Genomic DNA, 19,472 nt, shown 5'->3' on the forward strand with positions numbered 1-19,472 from the left:
TTTCGATGCCTTTTGTAATATACAGATAATTTCTAAGGAGATTTACTAGTACACAAATTATGTCCATTTAAAAGAAAATTCAAAAAATAAATTGTTTAGCTGTCATATCATGGTATTATAATTATGATAAATTAATAGTCTAATTAAAAGACCTTTCGCTTTAAGCAGAATAACTCTAAAGTGAGGTGAGAATATTTGCAAATCCATCGCTCTAACGAATCAATAAAACCAATTCTTAAGCAACCACGTCATGATGTCGACGATCTCAAAACTCCTAAACAGCAGGAAGTCGAGAGGGAAGCAAATATCAAAAATGATAAATCAAAGAGAATCGCTCAACAATCTGTTGACAAGACATATGAAATGATGCAAAAGCTTGTAAAGAACACGGAGTATAATGTTAGTTTTAAAATTGATGAACTAGGTTCTGCTAAGCAATTTAACTTTACTTTGAAGAATAGTGGTGAGCTAATAGCTTCCATACCACCTGACATTGCTGTTAATATGGCTGATAAAGCAAAGAAACAAACAATTGGTTTACTTTTGGATTACCCGGCCTAATGTAAAACAAAAAACGAAAGCCTGATCACCGTTTGGTGGTAGGCTTTCGTTTTTTAATACAAATTTAGAATTTAGAATTTAGAATTTAGAATTTGAATTTAGAATTGCAAATGGCGAATTGCGAATTAAAGGCTTTGATGTTCTAGCTCTGCTAGAACGAGCTCTTGCTAATTGTCGCGGCTGATTTATCAGCCACGCAATTAGCAATTAGCAATTAGCCGCTTGTTTGCCTTCCAATCTCTCGAACAAATCTTGAACGATACGCTTTCTTTCCGCGTCTTGTATTTGGTACGGATATCTTGAGTGTTTGCTCCGCTCTAGTAATAGCTACATACATAAGTCGGCGTTCTTCTTCGATAGGACCATCATCACCGTCACGCCAAGCGTCTAGGGCATAATCATGAGGTATTCCACCATCAACGCCTCCAATAATGTACACGTGTTTAAACTCAAGCCCCTTAGAACGGTGAATTGTCATGAGTTGAATTCCGTCATTTACTTGTCCACGCATATCTTTCATCTCTTTGTTTTTTGCAATCATATGCTCAACATGTTCTAAGAAAGTAGAGACGGTTGGGTGAGTTTTCGCAGCTACTTTTAAATCACGAACATCGTCGGACCCTTTATCCATAACGTTTCCTTCGTTACCTTGCTTTTTTAAATAATCAGAGAGCCCCATTTCTTTTTCAATAAAGGCAATTGCATCAAGAGGGGTAAGTTTTGGAAGCTTTTTAAATAAAGGGACCATTTTTTTTAGTTTCTTTTCTTGGAAGCTTTTTAAGCCTGTGAGCTTTGTTAGAGCTTCGACGAGCGTGCAGTCATTTGTAATACTTAATGCCTTCAAATCCTGGAAGGCAGATTGCTTTAAGAATAAAGCTCCAACTAGGTCTCCCATTGCTTTTGTATCATCAGGGTTCAATCCTAATCGTAAATAAGCTAAAACTTTTCGAACCGCTTTTCGTTGGTAAAACGAATCTCCTTCTTGTTCAATTGTAAATGGAATATTCGATTGAACAAAACGTTCGAATAATGCACGTGCAGCCACATTTGTACGATATAAAATAGCAAAATTGGTAGGGTTTTCCCCAGCTTCAATTCTTTCTTTTATATCAGTAACAATCATCGTTGCTTCTTCTTCCTCATCATAAGGGTAGAAAAGAATTGGTTTATCTACTGAGTCTGACAGGGCTAACAGTTTCTTTGAATTACGAGATTGATTATGACAAATGACATTGTTTGCTGCGCTAACAATTGGATGTGTAGAACGGTAGTTACGATCAAGTATAACTGTTTTTGCTTCTGGATAATCACGCTTGAAGTTTAGGATGTAGGAAGGGTCACTTCCACGAAATCCATAAATTGATTGATCATCATCACCTACTACACAGAGGTTACGTGTTTTACCTGCAAGTAACTCAATAATTTTATATTGAACTTTATTAATGTCCTGAAACTCATCTACTGCAATATAGGAAAAGCGCTCTTGATATTTTTCAAGAAGACCTTCATTTTCCATTAAAAGCTCATAGCATCCTACGAGCATATCGTCAAAATCAAATGTATTTGCAGCTAATTTCATTTCTTCATAACGTTTGTACAAATGAAGTACTCGTTCCTCCCAAATCTCGCCGGCTTTAATGTCAGTGGGGAGCTTCATTTCATTTTTCCATAACCCAATTTGTGTTAAAGCTTGGTCATAGGCAAATTCCTTTTCATCAAGGTCAATTTCACGTCCTGCTTGTTTAAGTAGTTGATCTCTTTGCCAGTCCCATTTTAATAATTGATTAGGCTGCCATTTATCAGGCTGATGATGCATCAACATTTTATAAAAAATACTATGGAAAGTCCCAACAAGTAATTGCCTTAACTGTAGAGAGGTTAAGTCTGGATACATCCCCATTCGTTCTTTCATTTCCTTGGCAGCCTTAGCAGTAAACGTAACAAGCAAAATTCTGTTTGCTGGAATTTGTTTTTCGCTAAGCATATAGGCAGTTCTTGTTGTTAATACTCTCGTTTTTCCACTACCCGCTCCAGCAAGAACTAATAGTGGACCATCTATTGTAGTAGTAGCTGACCATTGTGATGGATCTAGTTGATGATTGTGATTTTGAAGCTTTTGATAGTACGGGTTATCAAAATAAGATGTCTCATTCTCTACTGGGGTAAAGGGAGCGATACCGGTAATTGTTTCTGGTTCGACCCATGTAACGGTTTTATCGGCAACTGCAGTACCACCTGATTGAATTGAACGACCTCTAGGAAGCTGAAAACCATTTGAGGTCATAGTTTGTTCTTCAGAATGTATTTCAATGTTATTTATATAAGCGTCTGCAATCGTTTCGCAGTCGAATGATGTTGTCGGATGAATAAATATAGGTGCTTGGTTAATCCCAAGTCGTAGTCGAAGCGGATCACCACAATGAATACAGTGAATTTGACCATTTAAGCTTTCAGTATAGTATCTTTGAAAATCTTCACGCTGACAATTTGTTAGATTGATAATGTTGTCTCTATATCGTGCAACAAGCAATTTCATTAGTTTCTCTCCTTATTAAAGGATTACGAACATAGGAAAAATCATATAAATTTTATCATAGCAAAATTAGTAGGAACATGATAGACACTTCCTGCATATTTTTATTATAAGTAGTTTGTTAAAGTTGGTTTTCTTTAGGTGGACAACATAAGGAGTTAAGATGGCAGGCGGTTAAACTTTTAAAAAATGTATAAAGAGGGAAAACCCAAAGTAACAAAAGATTGTCCAATTCAGGAAATGAGGTGATGGTCAAATGGGTTATGTACCACCACATCATAACCTAACAGCAGTTAATTATGGAAATCGTACTCCTATCCCACAGAGTTCAATTAGAAGACGGGACCCAGTGCAAAAAGGTAGCTTTTCAACCATGCTGAATCACTATAAACGAGAAGGTCAATTCGCTGAACGGTACGCTGAAGGTGTCATGAAAAGAAGAGAAATTGAGCAAAAGGTAACGGGAAAGGGAAAACAAATTGATACACTAGGATAGAAAAGGCTGGGACAAAAGGTCAACGGACCATTTGTCCCAGCTTTTTTAAGTTTATGTAAAAGAATTCTTTCGTTCTTAGTTATATACTAAGCTTTCTCCCTTTTGGAAAAGATAAACAAAAGATGTTATACAAATCAGTTGCAATTATATTTGGAGGTATGGAAAAAATGGGGAATAAGAGGGGCAATTGTGAGCTTTGTGAAAGGGAGAATGTAACAATTACAGTTCATCATTTGACCCCAAGAGAAGAGGGAGGAAATCACTTAGCGAAGGCTGATCTTTGTATTCCTTGCCATAAGCAAATTCATGCCCTCTATTCAAATAAAGAATTGGCAATAAGGTTGAATACAATTGAACGTCTTAAAGATGATGAGCAATTAAAAAGATTTATTAAATATATTCAAAAGCAACCTTCTACACAGCTTATTCGTGTAAGGAAGTCTAAAACTAAGCGTTAACGTCGTGCTCTCAGTTTGACAACAGTACTGTGTTCAACTTCCTCTTTTTCTTTTTGTACAGGTTCTTCTAAAATCGTTTCATCTAAGATAGAAGTACAATGTGGACAGCGTTTAGCTTTAAATTGAATACTAGAAAAACAGCGGGGACAGAGCTTTGTCTTCATATTCATTAACGGGTCTTCATCTGGTCGTCTCCAACGATTCATTTGACGAACGAATAAAAATAGAACAAAAGCGACAATTGTAAAATGAATGAGATGATTTAAGAAAATCCCATAGTTTAACGTTGGTGCACCTGCAGCTTTTGCTTCAGACAATGATTGATAATGGTCAGAGGTAAGTGATAAATACAGATTAGAAAAGTCAACCCTACCTATTAATAATCCGATTGGTGGCATTAGTACATCATCGACAAATGATTGAACGATTTTACCAAAGGTAGTTCCAATAATCACCCCAACACTCATATCAATGACGTTTCCGCGCATTGCAAACTCTTTGAATTCTTCCATAATTTTCATCGCACAACACCTGCTTGTCTTTACCTAGTTAGTCGATCCTATGCAAGAAAAGGAGTAAGTTTGATAATAAATTACGAGAGAATGTTCAAAAACATACTTTTTATTGAACAACTAAAATTGGAGGGGCTTTTTGTGGGTTTTATCTTGCTTGTCTTTACTGGGTTACTTTTATTATATGGATGCTTTTTCTATGTTTCGAAAATTGATAAAAAGTTAGATAAGTTAATTGAGCAAAATGAGTATTTAATAAAGCTAACGATTGATAGAGAAGTAAGAAGGGGACATGAGGGAAACGACGATACATAAAAAGTGTTATAACGAGCAGTTTCAATGAATATCATCTAAAAACGGCGGACTAGTTCTATGTGTTGACATGAAACTAGGGGGGACCTAGATGAAGATTATTGAATCCTTGGACTTGGTATATGAAAAAGAAAGCTTGTTAAAGTCACGTTTTAATATTCATAAGTCTCACGTAATGGCTGCACTTGATGGAGTTCATTCTGCTATCGAGTGGTTAAAGACATCAATTTATAGAAGTGTACTAAGTGATGTTAGCTTCTATATTACTGATGAACCAATTAATTTCCCTGGTGAACTAATGATTCATGAAAAAGTGGAGTTTCAACCCGTGATTTACTTAAACATCATGACAATTGCAGAAGATTACCAGAATGAGGAATATTTGCTTGAGGTCAAAAAGAAGGATATATCTTGTTTTGAGTATGCAGCTTTCGTTTTACTCCATGAATTTGGCCATCTAATACATGGATTAATTGGTGGAAACGGAAAAAAACAAAGAGATAGACTATTTGATTATTTTGACAGAGGCGAGTATTACTATACACGTTTTATCCAAACTATGAATAAGGGAGAGACTTATGAGGAGAAGAAAAGGTATCGTAACATTCCTCATGAAAAAGCAGCCGATCGATTTGCCAGACAAAATTTAAAAATTATGATGGAACACTACAAGTAGCAGCTTTTTAAAGTAATTATATCTTAAATGTTGAAATAATTTTTCCAAAAAAATTAATAAGTAGTAGCTTTTTGGATTTATCCGTGTTATATTATGAGTAACTTATTTTTGCTCGTTTTTAGTAAGAGATGGATTGCTTTATGTTTTCCTCTTTGTGATTAATAATGACAAGAATAGTAATAAAATTGTGTACAAAAGTACACTAACAGGAGGAAATACACATGTTACAAGGTACAGTAAAATGGTTTAATGCAGAAAAAGGTTTTGGTTTCATCGAGCGCGAAGACGGAGACGATGTATTCGTACATTTCTCAGCTATCCAAAGCGAAGGATTCAAAAGCTTAGACGAAGGTCAAGCTGTAACTTTCGAAATCGTTGAAGGTAACCGTGGCGAGCAAGCTGCTAACGTTCAAAAAGCATAATTAATATAATTAATTATAGAAAAAGACTCTCCTTGTGAGGGTCTTTTTTATTGTTTTCTTCTATAGCTCAAATGGATATTGAGGTTCTTCTGGAATTATTGGAATGATTTAAAGACTCGCCTAAATGTATGGTATTAAAAAAAATGACCAACCTAAATGTTAGAAAGGGAGGTGTTTCAAGATGGCAAAGGACGTATTATGTGAAGTAAGTAACTGTAAATTCTGGGCACAAGGAAACCAGTGTTCCGCTGATGAAATTTACGTGGTCAGTCATAAAGGTGAACAAGCTGCAAAGCAAGAGGAGACTGACTGTAAAACATTCGACCCTGCTGGATTGTAACATTTAAAAAGGAAGGACAGCTTGAACGTGCTGGCCTTCCTTCCCTTTCTAATTTAATTCTTTTTTCATTGATACATGAGGAATACCTGCATCTAGAAATTCATCTGAATATGTAACATATCCTAGGTTTTTATAAAATGTTTCTGCTTGTATTTGAGCATTGAGCTTCAATGCTTTGAATCCTTCTTGTTGTGCTACTTCTTCAATTTTTATCATTAAATCTTTTCCTACATTACGTCCACGGTATTCTTTTAATATACAAATACGTTCTACTTTACCATACCCATCGACAGAACGGAATCTTCCCGCGCCTATTGGTTTTTCTCCGTCATATACGACAAAATGTGTTGCTTCTTCTTCATGTTCATCAATTTCTAATTCAACTGGAACCTTTTGTTCCTCTACAAAAACAATTGTTCTTACTTGATAAGCATCTTTTCGTTGTTTTTCATTTGTTACAATTTCAATCTTCATTGTTTATCTCCTCTACTTACGTTTAATTTTTGTTTTAATATTGTAAAATCTTGGTTGAAGAGGTTGTTCAAAAAGGTAAAATCGACCTTTTGAACAACCTCTTGAAGTATTTCTAGGATGAATCCAATACTCCATACATTGCACATGGCATTTGGAAAACCACTTAGCTGTTATCATTAAACATCATTTTTAATGCTGCTTTCAAGTCCTGTTGCCAATAAAGCCATGTATGGTCTCCTTCAAATTCATTATAGAAGTATGAATGAGACTGTTTGGAAAGGACCTCTTTTAGCTTGCGGTTTGGGGAAAGGAAATCCTTTGTTTTGTTATTGGTCGTCTTCACTTCAGTTTCACCAGTACCAATGACATGGTAAATCGATAAGGCTGGATTAATTTTTTCGCCATTAGTAATGAAATCATCATTGACATAAGGTGATTGCATTATTAATTGGCCAAAGCTATTTGGATAGGCAATAGTAGTATAAAAAGAAACCGTTGCACCCAAAGAATCTCCAATTAATGTTCGTCCAGCCGCGAGCTGATGTGTGTGAAATTCTTGGTCAAGATAAGGGAGTAGTTCCTCAGCTAAAAAACGTAAGTATTGCTTATGCTTACTCCCCTTAGGATGGTATCTTTCTCGTCTTTCTTCAACAGAAGGATATGGAATTCCTACAATAATAATATCTTTGATTTCATCTTCTACAATTAACTCTTCAGCTTGAGTTGCAATTCTACCTAAGCGAAAGTAATCATCACCATCTTGTGCAATTAATAAATCATATGTATAAAGTGGTGAGTAATTTGGTGGTAGATAAAGTAGTATTGATACGTTTTCTTGTAAATGTTTACTGAATAATGATTCTTCCAACCTCTTTCCATAAAGACGCTTTACCATACTAAAAACTCCTTCTGATGTGTATTCATCTGTCCAGATGTTGTTATTTTACCATATTTTCTGGATTCTATTTTGTTCCTAAGAAACATTTCTATAAGTGTGATAGAATAGCCAGTAGGAGGGGAAGAGACATGAAAATACCAGTACCATGCGACATAGTAGAAGCAGAGGCAAGAAGGTTACTTAAAGAGCGTGGGGTTGAAATTGAGGACATTGCAAACATTGTCTATGAACTTCAAATAAAGTACAACCCAGAATTACAACTTGAGGATTGTATCGTTAGTACAGATGCAGTTCTATGTAAACGTGAAATTCAACATGCCATTTTAGTAGGTGTTGAGTTGGACAAGTTAGCAGAACAAGGAAAATTGTCAGAACCATTGCAATCATTAATAACTTCTGACGAAGGATTATTTGGAGTCGACGAAACGATTGCTCTTGGTTCAGTATTTGGATTTGGAAGTATTGCCGTAACAACATTCGGATACTTGGATAAAGCCAAAGTAGGAATAATTGATGAATTAGATAAAAGAAAAAGTGAAACTCATACATTTTTAGATGACCTTGTATCTAGTATTGCGGCAAGTGCAGCTGCAAGATTAGCTCACAGATTGCGTGATAGAGCGGAAAATCGTCGTATGGAAGATATTAAAAGGCGTGAAGAAGAAGATTTAATTGGATAATATAGCAAAATGTGTTCCGGTGATTTTTTTGGAACACATTTTTTCTTTTCATAGTGAACTTTTTCATGAAACTGGATAAAATATAGAAAAAGGGTGGAAAGGTAGAGAGGAAGATGACGAAGAAGCCGCGTTGGATCTATTGGAAGCAAACATTTCGTTCAAAATTTCAAGCTGGCTGTTTGAAGGCTAAGCTAGAAGATAATTGGTTTAATGGTTATGAAATTGGACCTTGTGTAGAAATCAAAAAATTAAAAACAGAAAAATACGTCGTTCGATATACGTATGATGAAATCATGTAAGGAACGACATACTGTTAATTTGTAAGGCTGGTCGAATGTTGACGGCCTTTTTCTTCTGTTCTTTTTTCTTGAACAGTAATTACAGCGATTATTACTAAAGCAATACCAACATATTGCCAAAATGTTAGCATTTCTTGAAAGATTAAGAAGCTCATTAGTGCTGCAACTACTGGCTCTACTGTTGCAATGATTGATGCTCTACTTGATTCAACCGAACTTAAACCCTTTGTATAGAGAATGAAAGCGAGCATTGTTGATAGAAATCCTAATCCAATAATGAAAATCCAAACTTTTAAATCAAGAAATAAATGTCCATAAGACCATATTCCGCTGAACGGGACTATGGAAATTGTAGCGAATATAAATGTATACACAGTAACAGTTAACGAGTCATATTTGTTCAAAGCAAACTTACCGAATATGCTATAAAGAGCATAGAAAAGTCCAGATCCTAAGCCTAAGATTAACCCAAGGAGAGTAATAGATTCACTATTGTTAGGAAAAATTCCTATAACTAATGCACAACCTATTGTCGTAATGAGTAAGGCTGTTATCTTTTGTGGAGTAAGGGATTCTTTAAATAATATTCTTGAAAAAATAGTAACAAAAGCAGGCGCTGTGTAAAGTAAGATTGCGGCAATAGATATTGAGGTTTCCTGTATCGCACTGAAGAAACACAAGTTAAAAAATACAATACTTATAATCCCTGTCCCTACAAAATATTTACTATCTGTTATTTTTATTTTTAGCAGTTTTCTGTTTTTAAAGAGCACATAAATCAATAGGAAGATAGCTGCTGTTGCTACTCGGACTGCAACAACCTGAGTGGGGGTAAAGCCTAGCTCATAAAGGTATGTAACAAAAACCCCAATAATCCCCCATAAAGTGGCTCCCAATAGGATAAGTGTATAGGCGATTTTTTTGTCCATTGAGTAGTACCTCCTGAAGTAAAATAAACTATTAATTCAGTTTACTACTGAAGAACAAATACGGAAAGAATTATTTGAGCTCTCTAAACAGAAAAAAAGCAATGGCATCACTCACTACGAGTTAGTAATGTAGTGGTTGTGCTCATTGCATGGACAAAAAAATTATTTAGTCATGTTTTCAGGCTTTACAATGTCGTCAAATTGAGCTTCTGTTAATAATCCTAGAGAGAGCGTTGCTTCCTTTAATGTAGTCCCTTCCTCATGTGCCTTTTTTGCAATTTTAGCTGCATTTTCATAGCCGATATGTGGATTTAATGCTGTAACAAGCATTAATGAGTTTGTTACGTACTGTGAGATGACCTCTTCATTAGCTTCAATCCCAATAGCACAGTTATCATTGAAAGAAACGATACAATCAGAAAGTAGTGTAACAGACTGTAAGAAGTTATAAATGATAACTGGCTTAAATACATTTAACTCAAAATTTCCTTGACTTGCTGCAAAACCGATTGTCGCATCGTTACCAAATACTTGTGAACAAACCATTGTCACTGCTTCACTTTGTGTTGGATTGACTTTCCCAGGCATAATTGAGCTCCCAGGCTCATTGGCTGGTATTGTAATTTCTCCAATTCCAGAACGTGGTCCACTTGCTAACCAACGAACATCATTGGCAATTTTCATTAAATCAGCTGCTAATGCTTTTAAAGCTCCGTGTACATGAACCAATTCGTCATGGCTTGTTAAAGCATGGAATTTATTTTTTGCTGAAACAAATGTCTTACCAGTTAAAGTGCTTAGCTCTTTAGCTACTGCTTCTCCAAACTGTGGGTGCGCATTAATACCCGTACCTACGGCAGTTCCACCAATCGCCAATTCTCTAACATGGATAAGACTGTTCTGGATCATTTCTTCTGTTTTCTCGAGCATTCGATGCCATCCACTAATTTCTTGTCCGAGTGTTAGAGGAGTTGCATCTTGTAAGTGTGTTCTACCAATTTTAATAATTGAGTCAAATTCCTTAATTTTCTGTTTGAGAGTTTCCTTTAATATAGTAATAGCTGGGTAAAGAGCATTTTCAACCTTTAAAATTGCAGCAATATGCATCGCAGTTGGAAATGTGTCATTTGAGCTTTGTGAGCGATTAATATCATCATTTGGATGAACTCGTGTTTGACTTCCTTTAGCTGATAAAATTTCATTAGCACGAAAGGCAAGAACCTCATTTACATTCATATTTGATTGCGTTCCGCTACCAGTTTGCCAAACGACAAGAGGGAATTGGTCATCATGGCATCCACTTAATATTTCATCAACAGCTTCTGCAATTGCATTTGCTTTTTCTTTTTCAAGATTATTTAACCGTTCATTGCTCGTTGCACATGCTTTCTTAAGTAAACAAAATGCCTGAATAACCTCTTTAGGCATCTTTTCTGTCCCGATTTTAAAGTTTTGAAGGCTCCGTTGTGTTTGCGCACCCCACCATTTATCTGCAGGAACCTCTATTTCTCCTAATGTATCTCTTTCTATGCGTACATTCATGTTATTTATTCCTCCTTTACCTATTCATTTGTTTACCCTCGAATTCAGCTAGTCATACGCCTTTTTTAGTAAGTATGTATAAAAATAGCTAAATTCAGCAATAACTTGGAAGGAAGTACAGCTCCATGCTCAATGAAATGAGGGTATGTTCTTGTTTAAAGGTAATGACTTTTTTGAAGGTGTGTTTTGGTCGAGTCTACTTAGCCTTCCTTTATGGGTGTCTATTATTGGGTGGGTGAAGCTACTGTTTTAGTAAAAAAAGAGTTGTCACAAAGGTCAAATATATTTACCTTTTAGGACAACTCTTTGAGGCTTTATTCAAATAGGTGTAAGAATTTTTCGTATCCTTCTTTTTCTAATTCACTCTTAGGAATAAAACGAAGTGCCGCTGAATTTATGCAATAACGTAACCCTGTAGGTCCAGGCCCGTCGTTAAAAACATGTCCTAGATGTGAATCACCTTCTTTACTCCTTACTTCAGTACGAACCATTAAATGACTGTGGTCCCTTTTCTCAACGATTTGTTCTTCTTTTACAGGGGCTGTAAAGCTTGGCCATCCACATCCAGCATCGTATTTTTCATGTGATGTAAATAACGGTTCCCCAGAGACGATATCGACATAAAGTCCTTCCTCTTTATGATTCCAGAACTCATTTTGAAATGGTGGCTCAGTTCCACTATTTTGAGTAACCTCATACTGCATAGGTGAAAGGTTCTTCTTTAGCTCGGCTTGATCTTTTTTCATTTTCCAGTGCTCTTGTATAAACACATCACGTCCTGAGCCTTTACGATATAGTTTATAACGTAAAGGATTCTTCTTATGAAATCCTTGATGGTATTCTTCTGCCTCATAAAAAGTAGATGCTGGGAGAATTGCTGTAGCAATTGGTTCAGAAAATCGTCCACTTTCCTCAAGCGCTTTTTTTGAAGCTTCTGCTTTTTCTTGTTGTTCTTCCGTATGATAAAAGATTGCTGTACGATAAGAATGTCCCCGATCATGGAATTGACCACCTGGGTCAGTTGGATCAATCTGCTTCCAAAATAAATCAAGTAATTTCTCATAAGAGAAAAGAGAGGGATTAAATGTAATTTGAACCGCTTCATAATGACCAGTCGTTTCTTGGCAAACTTCTTCGTATGTAGGGTTTTCTTTATGCCCACCTGTATATCCAGAGACTACTTGTTCAATTCCCTTTTCCTCTTCAAAAGGTGTGACCATACACCAAAAACAACCTCCTGCAAATGTAGCTAACTCTTCTGTCATGTTTACCATCCCTTCTAACTTCAAATGAAATTTACTTTTATTTTAACTGTTTGGTTTAAGAGGTACAAAGATTATGAATTCAATTTTCGAATTTGTAGATTTGTAAAACTAAAATTTACATTCCTTCCTCTTCAAACCGTTTTAAATCACTTTTATTACCTATAACAATTAAGATGTCGTTCATAAAGATGAGATCTGAAGGAAAGGGGGAAATATTAATTTCCTTTCCACGTTTAATCGCTAATATAGTACAGCCATATTTGGCACGGATATCAAGTTCGAGTAGTGAGCGATTGCAAACTTTATCTGTGGCAATTAATTCAACGATACTATAGTCTTCTGAAAGCTCAATATAATCAATGATTTTCTCAGAGACGAGATGCTGTGCTATTCGAATCCCCATGTCTTGTTCAGGATGAACAATTCGATCAGCCCCTATTTTTTCAAGTACTCGGTGATGATAGTAATTTTGTGCTTTCACCCACACCTTTTTAACTCCTAACTCCTTTAATAGAAGGGTACACAAAATACTTGATTGAATATTATCGCCTATAGCGACAATGACATAGTCAATATTTCGAATCCCTAATGAGATAAGAGCTGACTCATCAGTACCATTTGCAATCACACTGTGGGTTGAATATTTAGTCGATGTATGAACTTTATCTGGATTATTATCGATAGCCAATACTTCGTGGCCTAATTTGTATAATTCTTTACAGACACTACTACCAAATCGACCTAGACCAATAACAGCAAATTGTTTTTTCATCGTAAGACTTCCCCTTAATTTTATAGATCTAGAATAATCGAATAGAAATATTCATATTAATAGTATGTCAAAGGAAAAAGTTTTTATCAGAATTGGTGTAGCTATTAGATTTTACTCAAAAGTAGTAATAATGTAGTATATGAGTAAATGGATGTGTGTTGTCACAACTAGAATCGTTTTGCAGAAAAGCCGTCACCGGGATTTTGCTTGGAAGGGAGGGTGAAGTATGTACGATTTTTTGAATGAAGATGATAAAAAAAATATTGCCGAACTCCAGAAAAAAATAAACAGTGCCAAATCAGATCAAGAGTCCAAAAAGTACTTTACAGAAATGGCCCTTATTACTGAGAAAGCAAGGGTACGAGCATTGAAAAAAAGTAATGTACAAAAACAAAGTACGTAAGGTGGGTCGCGAGGGGACAATCGTTCATAACGGTTGTCCCCTCGTGTTTTTTGTCTAAATGAAAACCCTGGCTAGGCTTGGTTCAGTGGTAGAAGCTGATGACGAGAAACCAACTGTTGTTTTAGTAGAGGATGATAATATCTTAGCGTTGCTACTTAATGAACAACTCCGTTCACATGGCTTCAATGTACATCATGTTCGAGATGGTGATTATGCAATACAGGTTACAAAATGGAGAAGTGTTGTTTCCAGATGAAGATGCTAATGAAGGATTTGGAAGTGAATAAGTGGGTGTGAATTCAGAACATGAATGAGAACACTTAGACTACCTGGGGTCTCAAAAGTTTCTGAAATTAAGGGTGTGCCTCAAAAGGTAAAAACAACCTTTTGGGGTACACCCTTTAAAATAAGTAGTATCTTAAATTCAATTTGTATAATAGTCCGAATTCACTTTACCATAGAACATCATACATCTGTTGGGTAATTAAATTTGTGTCAATTGGACATTGTTCAGCATCTCTTCCATATTGCCAGCCCCACACATTTGCTTCACATTGCACAGATGCTGGTGCAAAGCGTCTTGGTCTATTCTGCTTAGAGGTTGTGCCTGGTTCTGGTTCCGCACTCCAGAGAATAGATTGTATTCTAACTTGTTCATTGTTTTCAACGGCTTCACAAAAGGCACTGCTAAAATTTCCTTGTACAGGGTCATGATAGAAACCTGGTAAATACCCACTCGGATAAAATGCATCGACCCAGCCACGAATCCATCCCTCATCTACATTAAAAAAGTGTTCGACATTAGCAAAAATAACTGAGCCAGTTGGTATCCCTAAGCGTCTTGCTTGAAAGACTGAATTGTTAGCAGTGATTTTTCCTTGTCGATAGCCAACAGCTTCACGAAATACATTATAAATCGGGAGAATCCTAATTCCATTCCCTCTTAAACGAGCAACCTCATCACTTGTAATACCGTCGCTGACATTAGGAACTGTTGTTAAGTATCTCCCCCAATATTCAGGCTTTCCGAAATTTTCAATTACACAATTATATAGGTCTTCACTAACAGCAGCAGCTGAGTCGACACCCCAAAGTGTTCTAGGCATACAATTCACTCCATATCTATAGAAAATAAAGAAGCCTGTGCTATCCACAGACTTCTACCTACGATTACTATATGCAAATGCCTTAATATATGACCCAATCAACTTGGAGCATCGATGGGTTTTTAAGAGGAATTGGTTTAAGCCAGACTGGATACCAACTATTAATCATTGTTGCATTGGAATGTTAAAGAAGGAAGCTTTGAGAGAAAAACGAAGAGGTTGGGACACAAGTCTCTAATAGAGGATGCAATGGCTCGTTCGCTACGCGCCTTGAAAGGAGAAACCCACTCCTTTCAATCCTTTATAATGATGTAGCGACTCCGATCATTGCTTCGAGGCTGTGACAAAAGGTCAAAAACGGACCATTTTTGTCACAGTCTCTTCGAGTTAGTTTTATTTTAGGTACTTTTGGTTTCCCTCTCTTCAGAGTATTCTTGAAGAAGGTTTTCAATTATTTCATGGTGAACGGAAGCCCATGCTTGTTCACGGTAGTGAACAAGTATCGAAGCAATTGTGATGGAAGTGTATATAAGTAGAGCCAAAATAATTATATGAAGATTTTTTTCTGCAAAACCTTGAATTTGTTTCGAAAAAATAAGACCAAGCCAAGGAATTGTTGATACTAATATCGGAATCGTACCTGCACCGTTTTTTTCTTTAATAAAACGATATCGTATTAATCGTAGTTCGTCTTCTGACAGTGTATTGTAGAAATCCTTAATATTATCAATTTCGTGCATCATTTTTAATTTAGCGATAGGTTCTTTTTTATGCACGGCTCTTCGTATTTTTAAGTAAATCCTATGTACATCACCACGTAAAGTAAACATATTATCTCTCCTCCTTATCTTTACCTTTTACCAATAAGGTGATATTAAACAAAAAAGATTCAAGAAAAGCTAAGTTTAATATTTAGTCTGTAGGGTAAAAAACAAACAAGCGAAAGGATATATTATTAGATAGGAGTGATTGATAATGGATAATCAAAAGGAATTAATGGTCGGAGCAGTTGTAGGTGGTGTCGTTGGAGCAGCTACAGCATTATTAACGACTCCAAAATCTGGACAAGAGTTAAGAGCAGATATCAGTAACAGAGTGGAAGAAGGGATGAATAAAACAGAAGAGTTAACAGTTTTTCTAAAAGAAAAAATAACTGAGTTATCAGCATTAGTTAGTAAAAGCTCAGGAGAAATATCAGAGACAGCCCTAGAACAAATTGAAAATGTTTTAGCAGAAGCCAAGGAAGCACTTGAAGTTATTCAAAACAGGGAAGATGTCAAAGTAGAGGATTTTAGGGATGTTATTAAAGAAATCATGGAAGAAGAAATGAAAGCAGGTAAGGAAATAAATAATATTGTAAGAGAAGAAATGAAAAGCTTTCAAGAAAGGCTAAACGAAGATATAGTTGAGTTAAAAGAGAAAATTAAATAGTAAAGAGGTGATCGATTGGAAATTAGTACTGATGCAAGTAAATTTCTTAAACAACTTTTAGTAAAAAGAAAGAAAAGCGGTATTCGAATTGGTTATAATGAAAAAAGTAAATGAGGAGTTTCAAAATTTAAGTTAACTCTGGATGAGTATAACGAAGGTGATTTTCAACAAGTGGTGAAAGATATTACAGTTTTTTACCGAAAAGATGTCATTCCTCATCTGCCACGTTTGTATATTAAAAATGAAAACGGTAGACTGTCCTTAGTAGATAAATCAAATCAACAAAAACCACTCTAATTGAGTGGTTTTGTTGGTTTTTTAGACTTTATTCTTCTTTCTTGCCTTCGAAATTGTCACCAAATCGAGAAATCGTGACCCTTTCTCTACCATTGCTTGGTTGAGCGGCATCTTTACTTTTTATCATATTGCGTTTTGATTTAGAACGTTTACTCATAGAGTATCTCTCCTTAGTGAATCAATTTTCATTTATATTGTTAACCTTCATTAGGAAATAGATGTAGTCAAGTTGTGGAAATGGAGTTTCATTTTTAACTGTGTTAGGATCATATTACATTTATTAAAGGAGCAGATAATTATGAAGTTAATATCAATAGAACCAACACCGAGTCCAAATTCAATGAAAATAAATTTAAGTGAAAGTCTGCCATCCGGTGAGAGTAAAAATTTTAAAAAAGAACAGAAAGCAGAAGCACCAGCACAGTTAAAAAAGTTACTTGATATCGATGGTGTAACAGGTGTTTTCCATGTTGCTAATTTTATCGCAGTGGAAAGACATCCGAAAAAAGATTGGCAAGAAATTCTGCAACATGTCCGTCAAGTTTTTGGAGAGGAATCATTTGAAAATGGTAAAAATGCTAGTGAACAACCAGATGATTCTTTTGGTGAAGCAAAGGTACTTCTACAGGTATTTAGAGGAATTCCAATGCAAATTAAGGTTGAAACTGGTGGAGAAGAAACTCGTTTTGGTTTGGCAGAACGATTTACAATGGCAGCAATGAAGGCAGAGTCTGCATCAGATAATTTAGTGATGGAAAGACAATGGAAAGAATATGGTGTCCGATATGGTGATATAGAAGAAATAGGAAAAGAAGTGGAAGAAGAATTGGAAGCTGCTTATGACCAAAGCCGCTTGGATAGATTGGTAAATGAAGCTTTTAATAAGAATGCTGGTGAACAGGAACAAGTAAAGACAATTTCATCTCAAGAGGTGAAAGAAGCTCTACAGAATTCTGATTGGAAAGTACGTTTTGCTGCACTAGAAAAATTAAACCCTAAAGAAGAAGATATAGAATTATTGGGCTCTGTATTAAAGGATGATAAGGCGTCTATCCGTAGACTTGCAACAGTATACCTTGGAATGATTGAAATAGAGGACGTTCTTCCGTATATTTATCAAGCATTAAAAGATTCATCAGTTACTGTTAGACGTACAGCGGGCGACTGTTTATCTGATCTTGGTTTTTCAAAAGCAATACCAGCTATGATTGAAGCATTAAACGATAAAAATAAGCTTGTACGTTGGAGAGCAGCGATGTTCTTATATGAACTAGGGGATGAGACTGCAATCGAAGCGTTAAGAGCTGCTGAAGATGACCCAGAGTTTGAAGTAAGCTTACAAGTGAGAATGGCTTTAAAACGAATTGAGAGTGGTGAAGAAGCAGCTGGTTCTGTCTGGCAGCAAATGACTAATGCTCGTAAGAATGAATCTTAGCTAGTAAGGAGAGTTTTCATTGATCGATATAAATTTCGAAAAATATTCAGAAACAGTATTGGAAGATTTTAAATTAACGGATATGTATATGATTCAAAATTGGATTCATTGTACAGTTACCTTTACAACCACTAATATGCCTGAGGATATTATCGATCCGCAGGCACTTATCATTATGAATAGTGATAAGGAGATTCTGCAAATTGTTTTACATGAAGAAGGTTGTGACTCGCCTAATTATCAGTTTACTGAGAAGGAAAAGGAACAGATAATGAACTGGTTTAGGACTGAAAAAGTAGAATTATAATAAAAAAGAGCACTGAAAAAGTCCAAGGTAGAGTATTCAAGTAGAAGTAACGGCTTCACACGTTGCAAGCCAGCTATGAGTAAACCCATCCATAGCAGGATTATTTAAAAGAGGCAACGGTTTCGTACATTACTAAAACGCGACTGAAAAAGTGAAGTACATACTTTTTCAGTCGGGTTGTAATAAAGGAGGGTGTGTAGTCTACACATCCTTACAAAAAACGTTCATATTCAACAAAATTTCCTAGGAAATAATCAAGTATCATGTTCCTTTCTATTGACTATACACTAGTATTATTGTATATTTATCTTGTCATAATGTTGAATTTAGGACTGTTAGCTCAGTGGGAGAGCACTTGCTTGACAGGCAAGGGGTCACTGGTTCAATCCCGGTACAGTCCACCATACATATTGTAAATAAGCACCTTCTTGTATAAGAATCAGTACAAGGAGGTATTTTGGTATAAAAATGACTGAATAAAAAGTAAGGGTGATATCATTGGACTTATCTGTAAAAAAATATGAGAATATGGAATTTATGATTGAAGAAATTAAAAAGAAACTACAAGTTGTTAACTCCGGAGTGATTTTAGCTGAATATTTCACATTAGAAAACTATGAGGATATACATGATATTTATGAAATGGTAAACAGAAAAGCATCGGTTAGTGTTAGTGAAATTGAAGCAATTATTTCTGAATTAGGAAAACTTCGTAAGTAGATTTGAAAAAGACTGTACTGATTAGTTTTATCAGTACAGTCTTTTTCAAATTCATCAATACGGATAAGTGAAGTCATATTTAAAGAAAGGAGATGACTTCGCACACTACTCGTAAACTAAGCAACAAGAATAATACCTCACTAAACTTAAAATTATACTGCCTTCATATTGCTTTTAAATTAAACAAAATCTACTTTTGAAAGTTTTATACTTGTACTCGTTTATTGGTCACGGTTATAAGGTGTTTCTTCATTTTTCTCTTTATCATCATGAGTCGGATGCGCGCCAGGGAATTGTCGAGGCATGTCTTGGTGTAAGTTTTTAAACTCATAATTAAATGCGCTATAGTAACGCTGTCCTTCTTTCCAAGGAGTTTCTTTGTTTTCTACTGGTTTTTCTTTATTTCTTGGTGAACCATAAGAACCTTCAGGCAAATCCTCGACTGTTAAAAAATTTCGTTGGGTTTCCACATTTGAAAAGTCAGTATATTCCTCTCGTCGATCCAAGTAAAAACACCTCCTGTATGGTAATGGTGTTAGTTTGTACAGTAAGAAAAGAACTATTCGAGTTGTGAAAAGAACCAGAACGCAATAAAAGCCGGCGT

At 35.6% G+C, this 19,472-nt stretch carries 27 protein-coding genes, 1 tRNA gene and 1 pseudogene; 16 read left to right on the top strand and 13 right to left on the bottom strand.

The features are described 5' to 3' along the window. Positions 1–195 precede the first annotated feature (195 nt). Positions 196–561 (top strand): flagellar protein FlaG, encoded by a 366-nt coding sequence (locus CD003_RS01500; protein ID WP_096199124.1) that lies wholly within the window; start codon positions 196–198, stop codon positions 559–561. Positions 562–775: 214 nt separating this feature from the next. Here the strand turns inward: CD003_RS01500 and CD003_RS01505 are convergent, their stop codons facing one another. Further along, entirely contained in the window at positions 776–3,097 is a 2,322-nt protein-coding gene (locus CD003_RS01505) for an ATP-dependent helicase (RefSeq protein WP_257008135.1), read from the bottom strand. A 253-nt stretch (positions 3,098–3,350) separates the two neighbouring features. Between CD003_RS01505 and CD003_RS01510 the strand changes: the two genes are divergently transcribed. After that, positions 3,351–3,590: a hypothetical protein gene (locus CD003_RS01510; protein ID WP_096199125.1), complete on the top strand. Its 240-nt coding sequence runs from the start codon at positions 3,351–3,353 to the stop codon at positions 3,588–3,590. Positions 3,591–3,748: 158 nt separating this feature from the next. Then, entirely contained in the window at positions 3,749–4,048 is a 300-nt protein-coding gene (locus tag CD003_RS01515; protein ID WP_096202212.1) for a hypothetical protein, read from the top strand. On the opposite strand, the gene mscL is transcribed toward CD003_RS01515, so the two are convergent. Next, positions 4,045–4,563, bottom strand: coding sequence for a large conductance mechanosensitive channel protein MscL (mscL, locus tag CD003_RS01520; RefSeq protein ID WP_179295578.1), 519 nt, complete (start codon positions 4,561–4,563; stop codon positions 4,045–4,047). The genes CD003_RS01515 and mscL overlap by 4 nt on opposite strands. 138 nt (positions 4,564–4,701) lie before the next feature. Here mscL and CD003_RS21635 point away from each other — a divergent pair, with 138 nt between their 5' ends. The 4 genes from CD003_RS21635 to CD003_RS01535 all read left to right on the top strand — a co-directional run bounded on the left by CD003_RS21635 (position 4,702) and on the right by CD003_RS01535 (position 6,310). After that, positions 4,702–4,875: a hypothetical protein gene (locus CD003_RS21635; RefSeq protein ID WP_179295389.1), complete on the top strand. Its 174-nt coding sequence runs from the start codon at positions 4,702–4,704 to the stop codon at positions 4,873–4,875. A gap of 88 nt (positions 4,876–4,963) precedes the next feature. Continuing rightward, positions 4,964–5,548, top strand: a complete 585-nt coding sequence (locus CD003_RS01525; protein ID WP_096199127.1) for a hypothetical protein — start codon at positions 4,964–4,966, stop codon at positions 5,546–5,548. Positions 5,549–5,769: 221 nt separating this feature from the next. Then, entirely contained in the window at positions 5,770–5,970 is a 201-nt protein-coding gene (locus CD003_RS01530; protein ID WP_096199128.1) for a cold-shock protein, read from the top strand. A 181-nt stretch (positions 5,971–6,151) separates the two neighbouring features. Continuing rightward, positions 6,152–6,310, top strand: coding sequence for a DUF1540 domain-containing protein (locus tag CD003_RS01535; RefSeq protein WP_096199129.1), 159 nt, complete (start codon positions 6,152–6,154; stop codon positions 6,308–6,310). A gap of 48 nt (positions 6,311–6,358) precedes the next feature. Here the strand turns inward: CD003_RS01535 and CD003_RS01540 are convergent, their stop codons facing one another. Both CD003_RS01540 and CD003_RS01545 read right to left on the bottom strand, forming a co-directional pair. Then, positions 6,359–6,784: a GNAT family N-acetyltransferase gene (locus tag CD003_RS01540; protein ID WP_096199130.1), complete on the bottom strand. Its 426-nt coding sequence runs from the start codon at positions 6,782–6,784 to the stop codon at positions 6,359–6,361. A gap of 163 nt (positions 6,785–6,947) precedes the next feature. After that, positions 6,948–7,679, bottom strand: a complete 732-nt coding sequence (locus CD003_RS01545) for an alpha/beta hydrolase (RefSeq protein WP_096199131.1) — start codon at positions 7,677–7,679, stop codon at positions 6,948–6,950. Positions 7,680–7,810: 131 nt separating this feature from the next. Between CD003_RS01545 and CD003_RS01550 the strand changes: the two genes are divergently transcribed. After that, entirely contained in the window at positions 7,811–8,362 is a 552-nt protein-coding gene (locus tag CD003_RS01550) for a phosphatidylglycerophosphatase A family protein (RefSeq protein WP_096199132.1), read from the top strand. A gap of 113 nt (positions 8,363–8,475) precedes the next feature. Beyond that, on the top strand, positions 8,476–8,661 hold the full coding sequence (locus CD003_RS01555) for a hypothetical protein (protein ID WP_096199133.1): 186 nt from the start codon (positions 8,476–8,478) through the stop codon (positions 8,659–8,661). A gap of 14 nt (positions 8,662–8,675) precedes the next feature. Here CD003_RS01555 and CD003_RS01560 read toward each other — a convergent pair whose 3' ends face one another. The 5 genes and pseudogenes from CD003_RS01560 to CD003_RS01575 form a co-directional block, all read right to left on the bottom strand. Continuing rightward, positions 8,676–9,590 carry a DMT family transporter gene (locus tag CD003_RS01560; protein WP_096199134.1) on the bottom strand — a complete coding sequence of 305 codons (915 nt, stop codon included), beginning with the start codon at positions 9,588–9,590 and terminating at the stop codon, positions 8,676–8,678. A 162-nt stretch (positions 9,591–9,752) separates the two neighbouring features. Continuing rightward, positions 9,753–11,132 carry a class II fumarate hydratase gene (gene fumC, locus CD003_RS01565; protein WP_096199135.1) on the bottom strand — a complete coding sequence of 460 codons (1,380 nt, stop codon included), beginning with the start codon at positions 11,130–11,132 and terminating at the stop codon, positions 9,753–9,755. Between the two features lie 314 nt (positions 11,133–11,446). Then, positions 11,447–11,878, bottom strand: coding sequence for a peptide-methionine (R)-S-oxide reductase MsrB (gene msrB, locus CD003_RS22505; RefSeq protein WP_373558547.1), 432 nt, complete (start codon positions 11,876–11,878; stop codon positions 11,447–11,449). 63 nt (positions 11,879–11,941) lie between these two features. Beyond that, positions 11,942–12,406 (bottom strand): annotated as a pseudogene (gene msrA, locus CD003_RS22510) (peptide-methionine (S)-S-oxide reductase MsrA); the annotation flags it as partial. A gap of 106 nt (positions 12,407–12,512) precedes the next feature. Continuing rightward, positions 12,513–13,169 (bottom strand): potassium channel family protein, encoded by a 657-nt coding sequence (locus tag CD003_RS01575; protein WP_096199137.1) that lies wholly within the window; start codon positions 13,167–13,169, stop codon positions 12,513–12,515. Positions 13,170–13,395: 226 nt separating this feature from the next. Here CD003_RS01575 and CD003_RS21640 point away from each other — a divergent pair, with 226 nt between their 5' ends. After that, positions 13,396–13,572, top strand: coding sequence for a hypothetical protein (locus CD003_RS21640; protein WP_179295390.1), 177 nt, complete (start codon positions 13,396–13,398; stop codon positions 13,570–13,572). Between the two features lie 58 nt (positions 13,573–13,630). Continuing rightward, complete coding sequence (locus CD003_RS21475) at positions 13,631–13,828, top strand: hypothetical protein (RefSeq protein WP_142302823.1); 198 nt, start codon at positions 13,631–13,633, stop codon at positions 13,826–13,828. Positions 13,829–14,024: 196 nt separating this feature from the next. On the opposite strand, the gene CD003_RS01580 is transcribed toward CD003_RS21475, so the two are convergent. Together CD003_RS01580 and CD003_RS01585 are read right to left on the bottom strand one after the other, a co-directional pair. Then, positions 14,025–14,678: a glycoside hydrolase domain-containing protein gene (locus CD003_RS01580; RefSeq protein ID WP_096199138.1), complete on the bottom strand. Its 654-nt coding sequence runs from the start codon at positions 14,676–14,678 to the stop codon at positions 14,025–14,027. 398 nt (positions 14,679–15,076) lie between these two features. Beyond that, positions 15,077–15,508, bottom strand: coding sequence for a hypothetical protein (locus tag CD003_RS01585; RefSeq protein WP_096199139.1), 432 nt, complete (start codon positions 15,506–15,508; stop codon positions 15,077–15,079). A 145-nt stretch (positions 15,509–15,653) separates the two neighbouring features. Here CD003_RS01585 and CD003_RS01590 point away from each other — a divergent pair, with 145 nt between their 5' ends. Further along, a complete protein-coding gene (locus CD003_RS01590) occupies positions 15,654–16,109 on the top strand; it encodes a YtxH domain-containing protein (protein ID WP_096199140.1) in 456 nt (151 codons plus the stop codon). Positions 16,110–16,434: 325 nt separating this feature from the next. Here the strand turns inward: CD003_RS01590 and CD003_RS22150 are convergent, their stop codons facing one another. Continuing rightward, positions 16,435–16,563 (bottom strand): hypothetical protein, encoded by a 129-nt coding sequence (locus tag CD003_RS22150; protein WP_257008136.1) that lies wholly within the window; start codon positions 16,561–16,563, stop codon positions 16,435–16,437. 141 nt (positions 16,564–16,704) lie between these two features. Here CD003_RS22150 and CD003_RS01595 point away from each other — a divergent pair, with 141 nt between their 5' ends. The 4 genes from CD003_RS01595 (at position 16,705) to CD003_RS01610 (ending at position 18,868) form a co-directional block, all read left to right on the top strand. Beyond that, positions 16,705–17,841, top strand: a complete 1,137-nt coding sequence (locus CD003_RS01595) for a conserved virulence factor C family protein (protein ID WP_096199141.1) — start codon at positions 16,705–16,707, stop codon at positions 17,839–17,841. A 19-nt stretch (positions 17,842–17,860) separates the two neighbouring features. Beyond that, entirely contained in the window at positions 17,861–18,148 is a 288-nt protein-coding gene (locus CD003_RS01600; protein WP_096199142.1) for a hypothetical protein, read from the top strand. 329 nt (positions 18,149–18,477) lie between these two features. Further along, a tRNA-Val gene (locus CD003_RS01605) sits at positions 18,478–18,552 on the top strand. A 94-nt stretch (positions 18,553–18,646) separates the two neighbouring features. Further along, positions 18,647–18,868 (top strand): DUF1128 domain-containing protein, encoded by a 222-nt coding sequence (locus CD003_RS01610; protein WP_096199143.1) that lies wholly within the window; start codon positions 18,647–18,649, stop codon positions 18,866–18,868. Between the two features lie 221 nt (positions 18,869–19,089). On the opposite strand, the gene CD003_RS01615 is transcribed toward CD003_RS01610, so the two are convergent. After that, positions 19,090–19,374, bottom strand: coding sequence for a cytosolic protein (locus tag CD003_RS01615; RefSeq protein ID WP_096199144.1), 285 nt, complete (start codon positions 19,372–19,374; stop codon positions 19,090–19,092). Positions 19,375–19,472 lie beyond the last annotated feature (98 nt).

The sequence above is a fragment of the Bacillus sp. FJAT-45350 genome (genome assembly GCF_002335805.1).
GTDB lineage: Bacteria > Bacillota > Bacilli > Bacillales > NISU01 > FJAT-45350.

What these genes read in the sequence shown, in the direction of transcription:
- CD003_RS01505 (WP_257008135.1), bottom strand. Translation starts at nt 3,097, where the DNA reads ATGAAATTGCTTGTTGCACGATATAGAGACAACATTATCAATCTAACA.
- CD003_RS01510 (WP_096199125.1), top strand. Translation starts at nt 3,351, where the DNA reads ATGGGTTATGTACCACCACATCATAACCTAACAGCAGTTAATTATGGA.
- CD003_RS01515 (WP_096202212.1), top strand. Translation starts at nt 3,749, where the DNA reads ATGGAAAAAATGGGGAATAAGAGGGGCAATTGTGAGCTTTGTGAAAGG.
- CD003_RS01525 (WP_096199127.1), top strand. Translation starts at nt 4,964, where the DNA reads ATGAAGATTATTGAATCCTTGGACTTGGTATATGAAAAAGAAAGCTTG.
- CD003_RS01530 (WP_096199128.1), top strand. Translation starts at nt 5,770, where the DNA reads ATGTTACAAGGTACAGTAAAATGGTTTAATGCAGAAAAAGGTTTTGGT.
- CD003_RS01535 (WP_096199129.1), top strand. Translation starts at nt 6,152, where the DNA reads ATGGCAAAGGACGTATTATGTGAAGTAAGTAACTGTAAATTCTGGGCA.
- CD003_RS01540 (WP_096199130.1), bottom strand. Translation starts at nt 6,784, where the DNA reads ATGAAGATTGAAATTGTAACAAATGAAAAACAACGAAAAGATGCTTAT.
- CD003_RS01545 (WP_096199131.1), bottom strand. Translation starts at nt 7,679, where the DNA reads ATGGTAAAGCGTCTTTATGGAAAGAGGTTGGAAGAATCATTATTCAGT.
- CD003_RS01550 (WP_096199132.1), top strand. Translation starts at nt 7,811, where the DNA reads ATGAAAATACCAGTACCATGCGACATAGTAGAAGCAGAGGCAAGAAGG.
- CD003_RS01555 (WP_096199133.1), top strand. Translation starts at nt 8,476, where the DNA reads ATGACGAAGAAGCCGCGTTGGATCTATTGGAAGCAAACATTTCGTTCA.
- CD003_RS01560 (WP_096199134.1), bottom strand. Translation starts at nt 9,590, where the DNA reads ATGGACAAAAAAATCGCCTATACACTTATCCTATTGGGAGCCACTTTA.
- fumC (WP_096199135.1), bottom strand. Translation starts at nt 11,132, where the DNA reads ATGAATGTACGCATAGAAAGAGATACATTAGGAGAAATAGAGGTTCCT.
- msrB (WP_373558547.1), bottom strand. Translation starts at nt 11,878, where the DNA reads ATGAAAAAAGATCAAGCCGAGCTAAAGAAGAACCTTTCACCTATGCAG.
- CD003_RS01575 (WP_096199137.1), bottom strand. Translation starts at nt 13,169, where the DNA reads ATGAAAAAACAATTTGCTGTTATTGGTCTAGGTCGATTTGGTAGTAGT.
- CD003_RS21640 (WP_179295390.1), top strand. Translation starts at nt 13,396, where the DNA reads ATGTACGATTTTTTGAATGAAGATGATAAAAAAAATATTGCCGAACTC.
- CD003_RS21475 (WP_142302823.1), top strand. Translation starts at nt 13,631, where the DNA reads ATGAAAACCCTGGCTAGGCTTGGTTCAGTGGTAGAAGCTGATGACGAG.
- CD003_RS01580 (WP_096199138.1), bottom strand. Translation starts at nt 14,678, where the DNA reads ATGCCTAGAACACTTTGGGGTGTCGACTCAGCTGCTGCTGTTAGTGAA.
- CD003_RS01585 (WP_096199139.1), bottom strand. Translation starts at nt 15,508, where the DNA reads ATGTTTACTTTACGTGGTGATGTACATAGGATTTACTTAAAAATACGA.
- CD003_RS01590 (WP_096199140.1), top strand. Translation starts at nt 15,654, where the DNA reads ATGGATAATCAAAAGGAATTAATGGTCGGAGCAGTTGTAGGTGGTGTC.
- CD003_RS22150 (WP_257008136.1), bottom strand. Translation starts at nt 16,563, where the DNA reads ATGAGTAAACGTTCTAAATCAAAACGCAATATGATAAAAAGTAAAGAT.
- CD003_RS01595 (WP_096199141.1), top strand. Translation starts at nt 16,705, where the DNA reads ATGAAGTTAATATCAATAGAACCAACACCGAGTCCAAATTCAATGAAA.